The organism is Streptomyces sp. NPDC058307, from assembly GCF_042880295.1.
Classification (GTDB): domain Bacteria; phylum Actinomycetota; class Actinomycetes; order Streptomycetales; family Streptomycetaceae; genus Streptomyces.
Genome location: NZ_JBHVYZ010000005.1, coordinates 99,756 through 117,497, shown reverse-complemented (window position 1 = coordinate 117,497; position 17,742 = coordinate 99,756). Strand labels below are relative to the sequence as shown.

Here is a 17,742-nt window from a genome sequence, read left to right as displayed (position 1 = left end):
GTCCGGACACGAACAAAGCGAGAGTGAACCTGCGATGAGTGAACCGAATCCCGGGCCCGCCAAGGGCCCGGGCAGCGGCCCGGCACCAGGCCGGGCGGCAGACACCGCCAAGGCCGGCAAAGGCCGCGTCCGACGTGACCGAGCCTCCCGCGGTATCCGGGGCGGGGAGGGTCTGGCCGGCTGGCTGTTCGTCTCACCCGTCCTCGTCGTGCTCGGACTCTTCCTGGTCGTGCCGATCGCCATGGCGCTCTGGGTCAGCCTGTCCGACTGGAAGGGCCAGGGCAGCCCCTTCTCCTCGGGCGTGCACTTCGTCGGCGGAGAGAACTACGGGCAGCTCGTCACCAAGTCCGGCCTGGCGCAGAGCGACTTCATGACGAGCCTGCGCAACAACGCCTACTACGTGCTCTTCGTCGTCCCGCTGCAGACCGCGCTCGCGCTGGGCCTGGCGCTCCTGGTCAACGGGAGACGGCTGAAGGGCAAGGGCTTCTTCCGGACCGCGTACTACTTCCCCTCGGTGACGAGTTCGGTCGCGATCTCGGTCGTCTTCCTGTTCATCTTCTCCTCCAGCGGAGTGGTCAACTCCCTGCTCGCGAAGGTCGGAGTCGACGGACCGGCCTGGTTCGCCGATCCGCGCGGCATCATCCATCTCGCCCTCGGCGCCTTCGGCGTGAACCAGGACGCGCCACCGTCCGCACTCGCCGACACCACGGTCGGCGGACTGTCTCTGTGGGACTGGATCTCCGGCCCCAGCGTCGCCATGACCGCGATCATCGTGCTGGTGGTGTGGACGACGGCGGGCACGTTCATGCTCATGTTCCTCGCGGCGCTGCAGGACATCCCCCTCGAAGTCGAGGAGGCTGCCGAGATCGACGGCACCGGGCGCTGGCAGCGGTTCCGCCACGTGACGCTGCCCATGCTCAAGCCGACCCTCTTCCTCGTCCTGACCCTCGGACTCATCGGCACCTGGCAGGTCTTCGACCAGATCTACGTCATGAGCCAGGGCAGTCCGGGAAAGACGACACTGACCCCCGCGTTCCTCTCCTACCAGACCTCGTTCATCAACAACGAGTGGGGACAGGGCAGTGCCATCGCCTTCATCCTCTTCGCGATCATCGTCGCGATGACGCTCCTGCAGCGGTTCGTCCTGCGGGACAAGGACGAGGCCCGCGCCAAGGCCACCACCCGGCGCGCGGCGAAGGCGGCACGCTCCGGGTCCGGCCCGACCACGGGAGCGGCCTGATGACGCACCCCGCCGCAATCGCGCCCACCACCGAGGCCGCTCCGGCGGCCACAGCCGACGTCCACCACAGAGGCACGCGATGAGCACACCACACAGGCTCGCCGACGCGGACACCACAGCGCACACCGGCGACAAGCGCACCACCCGCACTGCAGGCAACCGCACCCGCCACGGCAGCCGCCTCACCCGCGCGCTCGGCTACACCGCCCTCGTCGTCGTCGCGCTGCTCTACATCTACCCTTTCCTCATCCAGCTCGCGACGAGCTTCAAGACCGACGCGGACGCCACCAGCCACCCCCTGTCGCTGTGGCCGACCCACTTCACGACAGCGGCGTTCAGCCGGCTCGCGGAAGCCGACTATCCGCGCTGGTTCGCGAACTCCGTCGTCGTCGCACTCTTCGTCACCGCGGGCCGGGTCTTCTTCGACTCCCTCGCCGGATACGCACTGGCCAGGCTGCGCTTCCGCGGCCGGGGAGCCCTGTTCGCCGCCGTCATCGCGGTCATGGCCGTACCCCCCGTCGTCCTGCTCATCCCGAAATTCCTCGTGCTCAACCAGATCGGGATGTACGACTCCTACTCGGGCATGATCGTCCCGCTGCTCGCCGATGCCGCGGGGGTGTTCATCATGAAGCAGTTCTTCGAGTCGATCCCCGTCAGCGTCGAGGAAGCAGCTCGCATCGACGGCGCGAGCACCTTCCGGATCTTCTGGTCGGTCGTGCTGCCGATGGCCCGCCCGGCCCTCATCACCCTGACCATCCTGTCGTTCCAGGCATCGTGGAACGAACTGCCGCACTTCATCGTGTCCCGTCAGAGCCCGGACCTGAACACCCTCACCACCGGGGTCGCCTCACTCGTCTCCGGTCAGCTCGGCCAGGGCAACCAGTACCCGATCAAACTCGCGGCGACCTTGCTCATGACCATCCCCGTCGCACTGGTCTTCTTCGCCTTCCAACGGCACTTCGCCCGCGGCGGCACGGAGGGCGCGACCAAGGGATAGCCGGGCCAGAGCCCCGATGCGACACGCCCCACCCGGCCGGCCCGGTCGCTTCGACCAGCGGCGGTGCGGACCATGCGCCCCCTCCGACAGGACCGAACCACATGAGCAACCCGCCTCTCGCCAACGAGGCCGCGAACGACGCCTGGTGGCGCTCCGCGGTCATCTACCAGGTCTACATACGCAGCTTCGCCGACGGTGACGGCGACGGCACCGGTGACATCGCCGGCCTACGCTCCCGCCTGCACTACCTCGCCCACCTCGGCATCGACGCGATCTGGATCAACCCCTGGTACCCGTCCCCGCTGGCCGACGGCGGCTACGACGTCTCCGACTTCCGCGACATCCACCCCGCATTCGGCACCCTCGACGAGGCCCGGAAGCTGATCACCGAGGCCCACGAACTGGGCCTGCGAGTGATCCTGGACATCGTCCCGAACCACGTCTCCGACCAACACGCCTGGTTCCAGGAGGCGTTGGCGGCGGCGCCCGGCTCCCCGGAGAGGGAGCGGTTCATCTTCCGAGAGGGGAGAGGGGAGAACGGCAGCGAGCCCCCCAACGACTGGCACGCGGCCTTCGGCGGCCCCACCTGGACCCGCACGCCGGACGGCCAGTGGTACCTCCACCTCTTCGCCCCCGAACAGCCCGACCTCAACTGGGACAACGACGAGGTCCGGGTCGAGTTCGAGTCGATCCTGCGCTTCTGGTTCGACCTGGGCGTCGACGGCTTCCGCATCGATGTCGCCCACGGCATGGCCAAGGACCCGGCCCTGCCGGACCTGGGCCTGACGGAGTTCTCCGTCATCGCCCACGAGGACAACCACCCGCACTGGGACCGCGAGGGCGTCCACGACATCTTCCGCAGCTGGCGCGCCATCGCCGACAGCTACCCGGACCCCCGCGTCCTCGTCGCCGAGGCCCACGTCCGCCCCGGCCGCCTGCCCGACTACCTCCGCCCCGACGAACTCCACACCGCCTTCAACTTCGACTTCCTCAAGTGCGCCCTGGAAGCAGACAAGTTGAGGGAGGTCATCGACCGCACGATCACCGATCTGGAGACGGTCGGCGCCCCCGCCACCTGGGTCCTCTCCAACCACGACGAAGCCAGGCACGTCACCCGCTACGGCCGCGCCCACACCGGCGTGACGACCCCCATGCACGACCAGGGCCACCCCACCGACCTGGCCCTCGGCACCCGCCGGGCCCGGGCGGCGGCCCTGCTGATGCTGGCGCTGCCCGGAGGCGCGTACATCTACCAGGGCGAGGAACTCGGTCTCTACGAGGTCGAGGACCTCCCCGAGTCGGCCCTCCAGGACCCCACCTGGGAGCGCTCCGGCCACACCGTCCGAGGCCGCGACGGCTGCCGCGTCCCCCTCCCCTGGACCGGCGACACCCAGCCCTTCGGCTTCGGCACGTTCCTGTCCGCCGCCCCCTGGCTGCCGCAGCCCGCCGACTGGAAGTCGTACACCGCCGAAGCCAACCAGGCCGACCGCACCTCCATGCTCCAGCTCTACCGCTCCGCCCTGCGCCTGCGCCGCACCAACCCCAGCCTGCGGGGCGAGGAGTTCCGCTGGCTGGACAGCCCGCCCGGCACGCTCCTCTTCGAACGCGGCAACGGCCTGCTGTGCGCGGTCAACCTCTCCGACCAGCCGATCCCACTGTCCGACGCCGGCAGCCCACTGCTCGCCTCAGGGCCGTTGGACAAGGCCGGACTGCTGCCCCCCGACACGACGGTCCTGCTGCATTTGGACTGACTGACGGTCGGCGACGGGATCACCGCAGCCGACCTCCGTCGCGCGCCCAGCCGCGCCCGAATACGCCAGGGCTTGTCCGGTGTTCACTCCCCGCCGACCGGACAGGCCCTGGTCCATCTGTGGCGAGCTCGTGATTGGCATCGAATGAGTCTTCTGGCCCCGGCGGAACGAGTCCTTTGGCCGGGGGGCGATCTCTGGGGCCGGTTGCGAACGACTCGATTGGCCTCACTGGGTCGAGCCGTGTGCGGCCTCGCGGGGGTTGACCGTTCCGCTGACATCCCGTTGCGCCCCCTTCGCCCGTGCCTGGCTGGAGTTGAGGAGTGGGAGGGCGGGATGGGCGGCGGCCGTGGCCGGGATCGGGTGCCCTCGCGGTGTTGCGCGCCGGGCGGAGCCGCTGCACCCGGGCCGTCGGCGGTGCGGCGGCCACGGGCAGGAGCGGTCGGGGCGGAGTCGGCGGTGTGGTCGAAGCCGCGCAGCAGAGGCCAGGTCGGCAAGCGGACCGCGCTGACGCAGATGGAGCGGATTGCCGACCTCACCCGCGAGCACCGCAGGGCGACTGTTGCACTCGTCCGGCAGAAGAGGCCGATCATGGCGACCACGCTGGGCTGCTGCGCGAGCACGGCCGGGCCGGCCTGCGGCCGCGTGGCCCCAGCTGTCTGGTGAGCGCGCGGTAGGCGATGTCGGGTGGCTGGGGTCCGGTGATCTGGAGGCGCAGGTTCCACTGCTTCACCGGGCCCCAGCTATGAGGCCCGGTTCCCGGGAAGGTGGTAGTTACACCGTTTGGGCGGTGGGATGTCCTGATCCGGAACATGTGTGTGGGCTCCGAATACACCCGGAGCCCACACACATGTCGCTGACAGCTGGGGGGTGTTACCAGCGATACCAGCGGCCCTTGCGGCCGCCTGTGTCAGCGGAGCGCATGACGAAGCCCAGCAGCCAGACGACCAACACGATGACGGCGATCCACCACAGTGCCTTCAGCGCGAAGCCCGCGCCGAAGAGGATCAGTGCCAGAAGAAGAACGAGAAGCAGGGGAACCATAGTTATCAACCTCCGTCGCTCCTGATGCCCGGCGAATGCAGGAACACACGGTCGATTTCCCTGGTTTCTTCACGGCCCTTGCGGGCAGTGAACTCAGTTTCTCCACGGCCTTCGCCTCACCGTCCGGCCGAGTGGAACGCAGAATTGGCCGGGCGGCACCGGCGCCCCTACTCGGACGCCGGTGCCATGTGCGACGTGGTCGTGCTCGGCGGTGCTGGACGAACCCGGTGTACGCGCGGGTGCCGCCGGTGCGTGACGTGTTCGACCCTTCCGCCAGCGAACGATCGGCCAGTTGGCAGATCCACTGGTCGGCACCCGATCGGCGCAGCCTGGCGGCCGCAGGGCGGGTCCTGGCACGGTTGGCCCCGGGCCGCTTGCCCGATGGCGCGGCCCGCGCGGACACGAGGGGGACCGTGCGGGCGTGAAATGCAGACCATGGATCTTTCGGTGTAATCGTGCTGATGCTCAGGATGATCCCTTTGGCCTACGACCTGGTGCACGCGGGCACGGACAACTCCGAGCGCACCAAGCTGGGTCGACGGTGGTTCCACCACATGGCGGGCACGGGGAGTTCCGGTACTGGCGGGAGTCCCCTCACACGGGAGCCCGGGCCAGTGAGGCCGGCCGGGGAAATTGCCTACCGCCGGGGCCGGTGAGGGCACAGACTCGTGCCATGGCTGACATGGGGGAGTTCCGGGACGCGGTCACGGCGTGGGCGGCCGGTGGTCCCGGTGACCCGGCACGCGAACTCGCCGCCCGGCTGTCCGTCCGGACCGTCGTCCTGCTCGAAGGGCCGAGCGACGTGGCGGCGGTCGACGCGCTCGCCGCGAGCCGGGACCGGGACCTCGCCGCCGAGGGGCTCTGCGTCCTGGCGATGGGCGGGGCGATGAGCGTCGGCCGCTTCGCGGGCCTACTCGGACCGTCCGGTCTGGGCCTGCGCCTGACGGGCCTGTGCGACGAGCGGGAACAGCCCTTCTACGCCCGGGGCTGGGAGCTGGCCGGCGCGGCACCGGACGGGTACTTCGTCTGCGCGGCGGACCTGGAGGACGAACTCATCCGCGCGCTGGGTGTGCCACGGGTGAAGGAACTCGTGGGCGAGGAGGGCGACCTGCGGCCCCTGCAGACCTTCCTGTCCCAGCCCGCCCAGCAGGGCCGCCCGCCTCAGCAGCAGCTGCGGCGCTTCCTCGGCACGAAGAAGGGCCGCAAGATCCATTACGGCCGCGTCCTCGTCGAGGCCCTCGACCCCGACCGCGTACCCGCCCCGCTCGACGACCTGTTCGCGACTCTCTGACGGAGGCCTCCGACAAGGACCTCCGACCGCGGACCTCCGACCGCGGACCTCCGACCGCGGACCTCTGCGCGGTGTGCGTGTCGTGGTCACCGATATCACCGCCCGGGGTCTTGTTAGGACAATCGCCGGGGATCTAGGGTCGACTCCGGGGAGCAAGCGCTTTCCCCGCACGTCAGCGTCCCCTTGCCGGACGTCCGAGGAGGACCCGTATGCCCCGTCCAGCCCGCCGCCGCGTCGCCGTGGTCGGCACCGGCGCCATCGTCAGCGGCAGCCATCTGTCCGCGCTCAGGGCCCACGCCGAGCGCACAGAACTGGTCGCCGCCGTCGACGTGGACCAGGGCAGACTCGACGCCTTCCGCGAGCTCGCGGGCGGCGAGGTCGCCGGGTACACCTCGATGGCCGCGATGCTGGACGCCGAACGCCCCGACCTGGTCCTCATCGGCACCCCGCCGTCGCTGCACAGGGAGCAGACGGTGGCCGCCCTCAAGGCCGGCGCCTGGGTGCTGTGCGAGAAGCCGCTGACCCTCTCGCTCGCCGAGTACGACGAGATCGCCGCGGCCGAGGAGGCGTCCGGGGCCTACGCCTCCGTGGTCTTCCAGCACCGCTACGGCTCCGGCGCCGTCCACGCGCGTGAACTCCTCACGAGCGGCGAGCTGGGCGCCCCCCGGGTCGCGCACTGCCAGACCACCTGGCACCGGGACGCCGCCTACTACGCCGTACCGTGGCGCGGCACCTGGGCCAGTGAGGGCGGCGGCCCCACCATGGGCCACGGCATCCACCAGTACGACCTCCTCCTGCACCTGCTCGGCCCGTGGGCGGAGATCCGCGCGATGGCGGCCCGGCTGGTCCACGACACCGAGAGCGAGGACGTCTCCACGGCCCTCGTCCGGTTCGAGAACGGCGCCCTCGCCACCGTCGTCAACAGCGTGCTGTCACCCGACGAGGTGAGCCGCATCCGCATCGACTGCGCCGACGCGACCGTCGAACTCACCCATCTGTACGGCCACCGCAACGAGGACTGGACCTACACGCCCGCCCCCCACGTGGCCGCCGACCGCGTCGACGCCTGGCGCACGCCCGCCGCCGACGTGCCCAGCTCGCACACGGCCCAGCTCGGCACGCTCCTCGACGCGTACGACAACGGTGTCAGGCCTCCCGGCAGCGGCGCCGACGCGCGTGCCACCCTCGAGTTCGCCGCCGCGCTCTACAAGTCCGCGTTCACGGGGCGGCCCGTGCACGCGGGCGAGATCGTGCCGGGCGACCCCTTCTACCCGGCCATGCACGGCGACCACCCCCACTGGGCCCCCAAGGAGCGCGCATGAGCATCCGCGTCAGCCACGTCCACGGCGAGCACATCGCCGTCGAGGCGGCGAACGGCACGGAGATCCTCCGCTACGTCTACCGACCCGACCCCGAGGCCTTCGAGGCCCAGAAGCCCTACGCGCATCCGGTGCGCACCCTCGGCGGCCGCACGGTGACCGGCTACCGGCCCAACGACCACCGCTGGCACAAGGGCCTGCAGATGACGGCGAGCCATCTGTCGGGGCAGAACTTCTGGGGCGGCAACTGCTATGTCCACGGGCAGGGTTATCTGCCCCTGCCGGAGCGCGTCGGCTCCATGCGGCACGACGGCTTCACCGCGTTCACGGCTTCCGAGGCCCGGCTGGACGTCACCGAGGCGCTGACCTGGGTGGAGAACGGCGGCGCGGAGTGGGCCCGCGAAGAGCGTGGCCTGGCCGTGCACTCGGTCGACGAGGCCGCCGGCTCCTGGGCGCTCGACTGGTCGATCCGGCTCACCAATCTGCGCGCCGAGCCGCTCGCCTTCGGTTCCCCCACCACCGCGGGCCGTGAGATGGCCGGTTACACCGGACTCCAGTGGCGCGGTCCCCGCGACTTCACCGGCGGCGCGGTCTTCGCCCCGGACACGGACGGCGACGCGGACAAGCTGATGGGCAGCCAGAGCCCCTGGCTCGCCTTCACCGCCGAACACGACGACGTGGACGCCCACTCCACGCTCGTCTTCGCGCACGCCCCCGAGAACCTCGACGCGGGGACCGCGATCCACGAGTCGCACTGGTTCGTGCGCTCCCAGCCCTTCCCGACGGTCGCGTTCTCCTGGGCGTTCTTCGAGGAGTTCGAGCTGGCGCCGGGGGAGTCCTTCGCGTACCGCTACCGGCTGGTGGTGGCCGACGGCGCCTGGGACGAGGGACGCGTCTCCTCGTGTCTGGAAGGCCTGCCCTGGTGAAGCCCGGCCTTCCCCACCCCCTGCCGGGCGCCGTGGGACTGTCCCACCTGAGCGCCTACGACTGGGAGGCCGCCGACGGCGTGTGCGGCGGCAGCCCGCATCTGCACCTGGTGTGCACGGAGGCGTACGTCGTCACCGGCGGCCTGGGCGCGGTGCAGACCCTGAGCCCCGACGGATACCGCGAGATCCCGCTGGAGCCCGGCTCGATCGCCTGGTTCACACCCGGCACCGTGCACCGTATGGTCCAGGGCGGCGATCTGCGCATCACCGTGCTGATGCAGAACAGCGGTCTGCCCGAGGCCGGGGACGCTGTCTTCACCTTCCCGCCCGAGGTGCTCGCCGACTCCGCGCGGTACGCCGCGGAGGCCCGGCTCCCGCCCGGGACCGGACCTGACACGGCCGCCGCCGCCCGGCGCCGCAGGGACCTCGCCGTCGAGGGCTACCTCGTGCTGCGCGAGGCCCTGGCCGACGGCGACAACGGCCCGTACCTGGAGTTCCAGCGCTCGGCCGCCCGCCTGGTGCGGGACAAGGTGCCTCACTGGCGCGAGCTGTGGCAGGCCGGCGCCCTGGCCACCGCCGAGCGCACCGGGGCCCAGCTCGCCGCGCTGGCGTCCGGGGAGCCGTCGTACCTCGGCGAGTCGACCGCCCACGAGGCCACGCCGACCCGGCTCGGCGGCTTCGGGATGTGCGGCAGACGCGACGAGTACAACCTGCCGGGGACGACACTGCCGTCCCACGGCGAGTAACCCCGTTCCTTCTGGCGGACCTCGCGCCGGCCGGGGCCGGGGCCGGGACTCCGGGGGCACCGCTGTCCGCGGCGGTGGCCCCGGCGATCGGCGCGGGCGTTCTCATCGGGGGTGTGCGGGCCTGCGCCCGTCCCGAAGTCGGTCACCGACTGCCCGAACGCCGTGCGGTACGTCGGCGGGAGCGCCCTGGTCCTGCTCGCGGTGGCCACGGCGGTCCTGTGCGCCTGGATGCTGGTACCGCTGGCCTCCTGGTGCCCGGCCACTTGCCGAGCCGGATGGCGTCCGTCACGGCCGTCACGGCCCGCAGGTCACCCGGCGAGCTGGCGCTCTCCACGAAGCCTCAGGCGAGCACGGCCCCCGACCCTCAGCCGATGCGGGCCCCCGAGCCGCTCACCCGGATCCGGGAGTCGCCCGCGCGCAGGGTCACCGTGAGCTCGCCGGGGCGGCCCAGGTCCTCACCCTGGTGCAGGGTGAGCACGGCGTCCTCGGGGACCAGGCCGAGCTCGCGGACGTATGCACCGAACGCGGCGGCCGCGGCCCCCGTGGCCGGGTCCTCGACGACGCCGCCGACGGGGAACGGGTCACGCACGTGGAAGACGGTGGCCGACTCTCGCCACACCAGCTGGACGGTGGTCAGGTCCAGCCGGTGCATCAGTGCTTCGAGGCGGGCGAAGTCGTACGCCAGGTCCGCGAGGCGTGCCCGGGTCGCCGCCGCCAGGACCAGATGACGGGCACCGGCGAACGCGATCCGGGGCGGGAACGCCGGGTCGAGATCGGTGGCCGGCCAGTCGAGCGCGGCGAGCGCCTCGGTGAGGTCGGCCTCGGAGACCGCCTTGACGTGCGGCTCGACACTGGTGAGCGTGGCCACAGCCGTCCCGCCCTCCTCGGTCACCGCCACCGGCACGGTCCCGGCGCGCGTCGCGAACACCAGCTCCCCGGGTCCGATCCGCTCCGCCAGCGCGAGAGCCGTCGCGACGGTGGCGTGCCCGCAGAACGGCACCTCGGCCTTGGGGCTGAAGTAACGGATGGTGAACATCCGCCCCTCCGGCCCGGCAAGACCCTCCGGGGGAGCGGTGAGGAACGCGGACTCCGAGTATCCGAGCTCGGCGGCGACGGCCAGCATCTCGCCGTCGTCCAGGGCGGAGGCGTCCAGTACGACACCTGCGGGGTTTCCGCCCTCGGGGCTGCTGGAGAAGGCGGTGTACCGCAGGACCTCGGTGCGCGGCGCGTTCGTCGTCATGCTGACGGAAACGGGAGGCGGGCCGACGGCTATTCCCTGACCGGGTCCTCAGCCGAGGGCCCGGTCCAGGTTGAAGGCCGCGCTGATCAGGCCGAGGTGGGTGAACGCCTGCGGGAAGTTGCCCTGCTGCTCACCGGTGTTGCTGATCTCCTCGGCGTACAGGCCCAGATGGTTGGCGTAGGTGAGCATCTTCTCGAAGGCCAGCCGCGCCTCGTCGATCCGCCCGGCGTGCACCATCGCCTCGACGTACCAGAACGAGCAGATCGAGAAGGTGCCCTCGTCGCCGCGCAGTCCGTCGGGGCTCGCCGTCGGGTCGTACCGGTAGACGAGGGAGTCCGACACCAGCTCCTCGGTCAGCGCGTCGAGGGTGGACAGCCACTTGGGGTCGGTCGGCGCGATGAACTTGGTCAGCGGCATCATCAGGACGGCCGCGTCGAGCACGTCACCGTCCTCGTGCTGGACGAACGCCTGCCGGGTCTGCGACCAGCCCCGGTCCATGATCCGCCGGTAGATCGTGTCGCGGCACTCCCGCCAGCGGTTCAGGTCGGCGGGCAGCCCGCGCCGGTTCGCCATGCGGATCGCGCGCTCGATCGCCACCCAGCACATCAGCCGCGAGTACAGGAAGTTCTTGCGGCCGCCCCGGGTCTCCCAGATGCCCTCGTCGGGCTGGTCCCAGTGCTCGCACACCCACTCCACCAGCGTGCACACGTCGTCCCACTGACCGCTGGAGATCGGCTTGGCCCACTTGTCGTACAGGTAGACCGAGTCGATCAGGGCGCCGTAGATGTCGAGTTGGAGCTGGTCGGCGGCAGCGTTGCCGACCCGGACCGGCGCGGAGCCCCGGTGTCCTTCCAGATGGCCGAGTTCACGCTCCGTCAGATCGGTGCGGCCGTCGATGCCGTACATGATCTGCAAGGGCCCGGAGTGGCCGTGACCGGACGGGCTGACGTGCCGGATCAGGAAGTCCATGAACGCCTCGGCCTCGCTGGTGAAGCCGAGCCGCAGCAGCGCGTACACGGCGAACGCGGCGTCGCGCACCCACACGTACCGGTAGTCCCAGTTGCGCTCGCCGCCGAGCTGTTCGGGCAGGCTCGTGGTCGGGGCGGCCACGATGGCGCCGGTGGGCGCGTAGGTGAGCAGCTTGAGGGTGAGGGCGGAGCGGTGCACCATCTCCCGCCAGCGGCCCCGGTACTTGGAGGCGGACAGCCACTGCCGCCAGTAGGCGACCGTGCTGTTGAACTGCTCCTCGGCCTCGGTGCGCGCGCACCGGCGCGGGGTCACCTCACCGCCGACCTGGTCCAGTGCGAACACCGCCGACTCGCCCTCGGAGAGCGTGAAGTCGGCGCGGGCGTCCGGCCCTTCGGTCTCCAGCGGCACGGTCGCGGTCAGGCCCAGCGACAGCTTGGGGGACTCGAAGACCGCGACGTCCCCGACCATGCGGAGGGTGTGCGGCTGGGCGCCGTAGTCGAAGCGCGGCGCCACGCGGGTGCGGAACGGGATCGAGCCGCGGACGCACACCACCCGCCGGATCAGCCGGTGCCGCTCGGTCTCCACCATGTCGCCGTCGACCGGCATGAAGTCCTGGACCTCGCCCACCCCGTCCTCGGTGTAGAACCGGGTGATCAGGACGTTGGTGTCGGGGAAGTAGAACTGTTTGGTCCGCGCCGGCACGGCCGCCGCCAGTTCGAAGGCGCCCCCGCGCTCCGCGTCCAGGATCGACGCGAAGACACTCGGCGCGTCGAAGGACGGGCAGCAGTACCAGTCGATCGTGCCGTCGGTCCCGACCAGCGCCACACTGCGCAGATCGCCGATCAGACCGTGCTCGGCGATCGGCAGGTAGCCCGTGTCATCCCCAGGTGATCCGCTCATCGCAGCCTCCTGCGGATCAGCCTAAGCACGATCGGCCACGGGTGTCAGGGGAACGGCCCGCCCGCCGCGGGGACCCGGTCCTCACACCGTGAGGACCCGCACCCCCGCCTCCTCGAAGGCCCGGACCGTTTCCGGCGCCGCCGCCGAGTCCGTGACCAGCGTGCCGACCTTCTCGGCACCGCAGATCCGGGCGAACGCCCGCTGCCCCAGCTTGCTGGAGTCGGCGGCCACTACCACCCGCTCGGCCCGCTCGCACAGGAGCCGGTTGATCGCGGCCTCCGCCTCGTCGTGGGCGGCGGCCCCGTGCGTGACGTCGAAGGCGACGACACCGAGGACCGCGACATCGAGGGTGATCTGACCGAGCACCCCGTCCGCGAGCGGCCCGACGAGCTCGTACGACTGCGGGCGCGCGACCCCGCCCGTCAGCACGATCTTGAACTGGGGGCGTACGGCCAGCTCATTGGCGATGTTGAGGGCGTTGGTGACGATCGTCAGCGCGGGGGAGCCGCTGGAGAGGTCCCCGCGCACGGCGAGCGCCCGCGCCACCTCCGTGGTGGTCGTGCCGCCGGTCAGCCCGACGGCCTCGCCGGGCGCGATCAGCTCCCCGACCGCCTTCGCGATGCGCTGCTTCTCGGAGGCGTGGCGGGCCGTCTTGTACCGCAGCGGCAGCTCGTACGACACCCCGTGCACCACCGCCCCGCCCCGGGTGCGCACCAGCATCTGCTGCTCGGCCAGCTGGTCGAAGTCTCGGCGGATCGTCGCGGCCGAGACCTCCAGGTCGGCGGCCGCCTCCTCGACGTCCAGCCGGCCCCGCTCGACGAGCAGCTCCAGCAGCGCCTTCCAACGGGCGTCCCGCGACATCCGCACCCTCCGCTCTCCATCTTTCGGCGACCTTAGCGCACCGTCCTTGCGTCTAAATGCTTGATTGTGCTCGAAAGAGGGCTATATCTTGCACGAACAATCAAAGTGAGGAGGGCGTGCCGCATGACCCATGTCGAGGACGAGCTGACCAGCCAGCCTGAGTGCTGGACCCGCGCCGCCGCGGAGGCCGCGCGCCACTCCGGCGCGCTTCCGGCGGCCGGGGAGCGGGTCGCGATCGTCGGGTGCGGCACCTCGTACTTCATGGCGCAGGCGGTGGCGGCGCTGCGCGAGGGCGCCGGCCAGGGCGAGACGGACGCCTTCGCCGCGTCGGAGTTCCCGCGCGGCCGCTCCTACGACCGTGTCGTCGCCCTCACCCGCTCCGGTACGACGACCGAAGTCCTCGACCTGCTGGACCGGTTGAAGGGAGACACCCGCACCACCGCCCTCACCGCCGACCCCGCCACCCCCGTCATGACCGCCGCCGACGAGGTCGTCGTCCTCGACTTCGCCGACGAACGCTCCGTCGTCCAGACGAGGTTCGCGACCACCGCCCTCACCCTGCTCCGCGCCCACCTTGGCCTGCACAGCGACGCCGTCGTCGCCGACGCCCGCACCGCGCTCTCGACACCCCTCCCGGAGGGCCTCGTCGAGTGCACGCAGTTCACCTTCCTCGGCCGGGGCTGGACCGTGGGACTGGCCAACGAGGCCGGACTGAAGATGCGCGAGGCCTCCCTCGCCTGGACCGAGGCCTACCCGGCGATGGAGTACCGGCACGGCCCCATCAGCGTCACCACCCACGGCACCGCCACCTGGATGCTCGGCGAGGCACCCGAGGGACTGGCCGCACAGGTCGGGGAGACCGGCGCACTGTGGGTGCCGGGCGCCCTGGACCCGCTCGCCGAACTGGTCCGCGTGCAGCGCCTCGCGGTGGCCGTCGCCGCGGCCCGGGGCCTCGACCCGGACCGGCCCCGCCACCTCACCCGCTCGGTGATCCTCGCCCGCCCCTAGGAGACGTCGTGCCCCTGGCCACCACCGGCGAGCTCGTCATCCGGGCCGCCGCCACCCGCTCCGCCGTCGCCGCCTTCAACGTCATCACCCTGGAACACGTCGAGGCCGTCATCGCCGCCGCCGAGTCCCTGGACGCGCCCGTCGTCCTCCAAGTCAGCGAGAACGCCGTCAGGTTCCGCCACGGCCGCGTCCTCCCGCTCGCCCGCGCCGCCGTCACCGCGGCCCAACACGCCGCCGTACCCGTCGCGTTGCACCTCGACCACGTCCAGAGCGACGACCTGCTCCACCAGGCCGCGGACGCCGGCTTCACCTCCGTGATGTACGACGCGGCCCACCTGCCCTACGCCGAGAACCTCGCGGCGACCCGGGTCGCGGCCGACTGGGCGCATTCCCAAGGGCTCTGGATCGAGGCGGAGTTGGGGGAGGTGGGCGGGAAGCAGGGCCGGCCCCCGCTGGACGCCCACGCCCCCGGCGCCCGCACCGACCCCGCCGAGGCCCGCGCCTTCGTCACCGACTCCGGTGTGGACGCCCTCGCCGTGGCCGTCGGCAGCGCCCACGCGATGACCGAACGCACCGCCACGCTCGACCACGAGCTCCTGAAGCGTCTCTCCACCACTCTGGACGTCCCCCTCGTCCTGCACGGCTCCTCCGGAGTCCGCGACGAGGAACTCACCGCGGCCGTCGCGGGCGGCATCGCCAAGGTCAACGTCGGCACCGCGCTGAACCTCGCGATGACCGGCGCGATCCGGGAGTTCCTGGCGGCTCACCCCGGGGCGGCCGACTCGCGCACGTATCTGAGCGCGGGCCGGGACGCCATGGTGGAGGCGGCCCGGCGGATCATCAGGCTGCTCGGGCGGTGAGGACGGGCTGGTAGAACCCGCTGTCGGCCGGATCGTGCCACCGCACGCCGACGAAACCGGCCGCGGCCACGAACTCCGTCAGCTGTGCGCGTGTCAGCGCCCACGAGGTCGTACGCCGGACGCGGACCGCCCAGTCGTCCCGGTCGCCGGGCAGCAGCTGGAAGTGCTCCTGCTCGTAGTGCTCGCCGTCCTCGTGCCAGTGCCACAGCTGGAAGGTGATCACCCGGCCGTCGGAGGTCTCGGAGACCTGCAAAGGCGCGGTCGCGGGCCTGGTCCGGCGGATCTCGTCGTAGTCCCTGAGAGTGAGCAGCAGCAGACCCCCGTCCCGCAGAACCCGTCGCATGTCCGTGAGCGCGGCTTCCGCGTCCGATGCCGTCAACAGGTGCGCCATGGAGTTGTCGGCGCAGACGACCACGTCGAAGACGGACGGCACGAACGGCAGCCGGCGCATGTCCGCGGCGGCTGCCGGCACCTTCGTCCCACGGGCCCCGGCCTCCCGGGTGGCACGTGCGGCGGCCACCGGACTGAGATCGCTGCCGACGACCCGGTGCCCGGCCAGCGCCAGCCCGATCGCCTGGGTCCCGATCCCGCACGAGCAGTCCAGCACCCGGTGCGTCCCCGGCCCCAGCAGCGCGCCCAGTGCCGCCGCCTGCCGCGCCATGCTCATGTCCCAGTCCGCGAAGATGCGGTGGTAGTCCGGAGCCAGCGAGTCGTAGAAGTCCCGCGCCGAAGAATCAGCCACTCGGCCTTTTTACCGCCTTGAGGACCACGAACTTGGGGTCGCTTGCGACCAGTTGGCTGTTGCCGAACAACTTCCGCAGCTTCACGTGGTACCCGAGGTGCCGGTTCCCGACGACCCACAGCTCGCCGCCGGGCCGTAGCGCGCTGCGCGCTCCCGTGAACATCCGCCAGGCCGTCGCGTCGGTGGTGGCCTGGTGGGAGTGGAACGGCGGGTTGTTGAGGACGAGGTCGACGCTGCCCGCCGGGACCCCCGTCAGACCGTCCCCGACCCGGAACTCCGCGTGCCCCGACACCCCGTTCGCCTTGTACGTCCCCTCCGCCGAGGCCACGGCCTGGAAGGACTCGTCGACGAAGAGCACCTCGGCCTCGGGGTTGGCCAGCGCCATGGCCGTACCGACGATTCCGTTGCCGCAGCCCAGGTCCACGATGCGCCGGGAGCCGCGGCTGTCCGGCAGGTGCTTCAGGAAGAACCGGGTGCCGATGTCGAGCCGGTCCGCGCAGAAGACGCCCGCGTGATTGACGACGGGACGCCCGGAGGCGGCACCGATACCGTCCGGGAGGGTGTAGCCGTACGGCCAGGGGTTGGCGGGCCGGTCGAGCGACGGCTGCGGTGTGCAGAAGACGAGCCGGGCCTTCTTGTCGGCGAGCGAGGTGCGGGTCGGCCCGAGGATCCGCTCGAACAGCCGGAGCGTCGAGGTGTGGATCTCCTTCACCATGCCGGTGCCGACGACCACTGTGTCCTTGTGCACCGCGGGCGCCAGCCGCGACAACTGGTCCTCCAGCAGGGCCAGGCTCTTCGGCACGCGCACCAGCAGGACGTCGACGCGGCCGGGCGGCGGGTCCTGAGTGGTGAGCAACTGGACGGCACCGGGCTCGACACCCGCGCGTTCGAGGTTGGCGCGGGTCGCCTCCTGGCCGAGGAAGGAGTCGGTGATCTGCACCGGCCGATGCGCCGCCAGCGCGGTCACCAGGGCGCCCCAGCGGTCCCCGACCACGACGACCGTGCCGGACAGCGGCACCCCCTCGTCCGCGAGATGCCTCAGCAGATACGCGTCGGAGGCGTCCCAGGCGCGCAGCCGGTTGTGCGGGTCCTCGGGGAAGCGGGTGAGGGCGAGCTCGCCCCAGGGAGTCGTCATCAGGTCGTCCATCGTGCGTCCAGGCTAGCGGAGCCGCAGCTCAGGCCCGCTCGGGCAGGATGGAACCATGGAAGCCGAGCTGTTCCCCAGGGATCGTACGGAGGTCGCGCCGGGTGCGGTGCACGTTCCGGACTGGCTGGGGCCGGAGCGGCAGCGCGAGCTGCTGGCGGCCTGCCGGGAGTGGGCGCGCCCGCCCGCCGGACTGCGCACGGTCCGCACCCCGGGCGGCGGCACGATGACCGCACGGCAGGTCTGCCTGGGCCGGCACTGGTACCCCTACGGCTACGCCGACACGGTCGTCGACGGCGACGGGGCACCGGTGAAGCCCTTCCCGCACTGGCTCGGCGAGCTGGGCCGGGAAGCGGTGCGGGACGCCTTGGACACCGAGGTCTCCGGATACGACATCGCACTGATCAACTTCTACGACGGCGACGCCCGCATGGGCATGCACCGCGACAGTGACGAGAAGTCGGACGCGCCCGTGGTCTCCCTGAGCCTCGGCGACACCTGCGTCTTCCGCTTCGGCAACCCCGAGACCCGGACCAAGCCGTACACGGACGTCGAGCTGTGCAGCGGCGACCTGTTCGTGTTCGGCGGCCCGTCGAGACTCGCGTACCACGGGGTGCCCCGTGTGCATCCGGGCACCGCCCCGGCCGAGTTGGGGCTGACCGGGCGGCTCAACATCACGCTGCGCGTCAGCGGCCTCTGACCGGGGT

16 protein-coding genes are annotated in these 17,742 nt (G+C 71.4%); 10 read left to right on the top strand and 6 right to left on the bottom strand.

Translation table 11 applies throughout. The features are described from left to right. Positions 1-34 precede the first annotated feature (34 nt). The 3 genes from ACFVYN_RS06030 to ACFVYN_RS06020 all read left to right on the top strand — a co-directional run bounded on the left by ACFVYN_RS06030 (position 35) and on the right by ACFVYN_RS06020 (position 3,988). A complete protein-coding gene (locus ACFVYN_RS06030) occupies positions 35-1,240 on the top strand; it encodes a carbohydrate ABC transporter permease (RefSeq protein ID WP_389993125.1) in 1,206 nt (401 codons plus the stop codon). Between the two features lie 79 nt (positions 1,241-1,319). After that, a complete protein-coding gene (locus ACFVYN_RS06025) occupies positions 1,320-2,237 on the top strand; it encodes a carbohydrate ABC transporter permease (protein ID WP_389993122.1) in 918 nt (305 codons plus the stop codon). A 101-nt stretch (positions 2,238-2,338) separates the two neighbouring features. Continuing rightward, positions 2,339-3,988, top strand: a complete 1,650-nt coding sequence (locus ACFVYN_RS06020) for a glycoside hydrolase family 13 protein (protein ID WP_389993119.1) — start codon at positions 2,339-2,341, stop codon at positions 3,986-3,988. Positions 3,989-4,858: 870 nt separating this feature from the next. On the opposite strand, the gene ACFVYN_RS06015 is transcribed toward ACFVYN_RS06020, so the two are convergent. Then, the gene (locus ACFVYN_RS06015) at positions 4,859-5,029 is read right to left on the bottom strand and encodes a DUF5670 family protein (RefSeq protein ID WP_030933194.1); all 171 of its coding nucleotides are present in this window, start codon (positions 5,027-5,029) and stop codon (positions 4,859-4,861) included. A gap of 673 nt (positions 5,030-5,702) precedes the next feature. On the opposite strand from ACFVYN_RS06015, the gene ACFVYN_RS06010 reads away from it, so the two are divergent. From ACFVYN_RS06010 to ACFVYN_RS05995, 4 genes are all read left to right on the top strand, one after another. Beyond that, positions 5,703-6,320 carry a TOPRIM nucleotidyl transferase/hydrolase domain-containing protein gene (locus ACFVYN_RS06010; protein ID WP_389993116.1) on the top strand — a complete coding sequence of 206 codons (618 nt, stop codon included), beginning with the start codon at positions 5,703-5,705 and terminating at the stop codon, positions 6,318-6,320. Between the two features lie 209 nt (positions 6,321-6,529). Then, positions 6,530-7,642 carry a Gfo/Idh/MocA family protein gene (locus ACFVYN_RS06005; RefSeq protein ID WP_389993113.1) on the top strand — a complete coding sequence of 371 codons (1,113 nt, stop codon included), beginning with the start codon at positions 6,530-6,532 and terminating at the stop codon, positions 7,640-7,642. Then, the gene (locus ACFVYN_RS06000; RefSeq protein ID WP_389993110.1) at positions 7,639-8,565 is read left to right on the top strand and encodes a PmoA family protein; all 927 of its coding nucleotides are present in this window, start codon (positions 7,639-7,641) and stop codon (positions 8,563-8,565) included. Before ACFVYN_RS06005 ends, ACFVYN_RS06000 begins: the two co-directional genes overlap by 4 nt. Further along, positions 8,541-9,311 (top strand): cupin, encoded by a 771-nt coding sequence (locus ACFVYN_RS05995; RefSeq protein WP_389993107.1) that lies wholly within the window; start codon positions 8,541-8,543, stop codon positions 9,309-9,311. The genes ACFVYN_RS06000 and ACFVYN_RS05995 overlap by 25 nt, the downstream gene beginning before the upstream one ends. Before the next feature lie 364 nt (positions 9,312-9,675). Here the strand turns inward: ACFVYN_RS05995 and ACFVYN_RS05990 are convergent, their stop codons facing one another. The 3 genes from ACFVYN_RS05990 to ACFVYN_RS05980 form a co-directional block, all read right to left on the bottom strand. Beyond that, positions 9,676-10,551 (bottom strand): PhzF family phenazine biosynthesis isomerase, encoded by an 876-nt coding sequence (locus tag ACFVYN_RS05990; protein WP_389993104.1) that lies wholly within the window; start codon positions 10,549-10,551, stop codon positions 9,676-9,678. Between the two features lie 48 nt (positions 10,552-10,599). Continuing rightward, positions 10,600-12,420 carry a glycoside hydrolase family 15 protein gene (locus tag ACFVYN_RS05985; RefSeq protein WP_389993102.1) on the bottom strand — a complete coding sequence of 607 codons (1,821 nt, stop codon included), beginning with the start codon at positions 12,418-12,420 and terminating at the stop codon, positions 10,600-10,602. 81 nt (positions 12,421-12,501) lie between these two features. Beyond that, positions 12,502-13,281: a DeoR/GlpR family DNA-binding transcription regulator gene (locus ACFVYN_RS05980; protein ID WP_389993099.1), complete on the bottom strand. Its 780-nt coding sequence runs from the start codon at positions 13,279-13,281 to the stop codon at positions 12,502-12,504. 123 nt (positions 13,282-13,404) lie between these two features. Here ACFVYN_RS05980 and ACFVYN_RS05975 point away from each other — a divergent pair, with 123 nt between their 5' ends. Both ACFVYN_RS05975 and ACFVYN_RS05970 read left to right on the top strand, forming a co-directional pair. After that, positions 13,405-14,289, top strand: a complete 885-nt coding sequence (locus tag ACFVYN_RS05975; RefSeq protein ID WP_389993096.1) for an SIS domain-containing protein — start codon at positions 13,405-13,407, stop codon at positions 14,287-14,289. 8 nt (positions 14,290-14,297) lie between these two features. Next, positions 14,298-15,149, top strand: coding sequence for a ketose-bisphosphate aldolase (locus tag ACFVYN_RS05970; protein ID WP_389993093.1), 852 nt, complete (start codon positions 14,298-14,300; stop codon positions 15,147-15,149). Here the strand turns inward: ACFVYN_RS05970 and ACFVYN_RS05965 are convergent. Together ACFVYN_RS05965 and ACFVYN_RS05960 are read right to left on the bottom strand one after the other, a co-directional pair. Next, on the bottom strand, positions 15,130-15,891 hold the full coding sequence (locus ACFVYN_RS05965) for a class I SAM-dependent methyltransferase (RefSeq protein ID WP_389993090.1): 762 nt from the start codon (positions 15,889-15,891) through the stop codon (positions 15,130-15,132). The genes ACFVYN_RS05970 and ACFVYN_RS05965 overlap by 20 nt on opposite strands. Continuing rightward, entirely contained in the window at positions 15,884-17,026 is a 1,143-nt protein-coding gene (locus ACFVYN_RS05960) for a methyltransferase (RefSeq protein ID WP_389993087.1), read from the bottom strand. The genes ACFVYN_RS05965 and ACFVYN_RS05960 overlap by 8 nt, the downstream gene beginning before the upstream one ends. Positions 17,027-17,093: 67 nt before the next feature. Between ACFVYN_RS05960 and ACFVYN_RS05955 the strand changes: the two genes are divergently transcribed. After that, a complete protein-coding gene (locus ACFVYN_RS05955) occupies positions 17,094-17,735 on the top strand; it encodes an alpha-ketoglutarate-dependent dioxygenase AlkB family protein (protein ID WP_389993084.1) in 642 nt (213 codons plus the stop codon). Positions 17,736-17,742 lie beyond the last annotated feature (7 nt).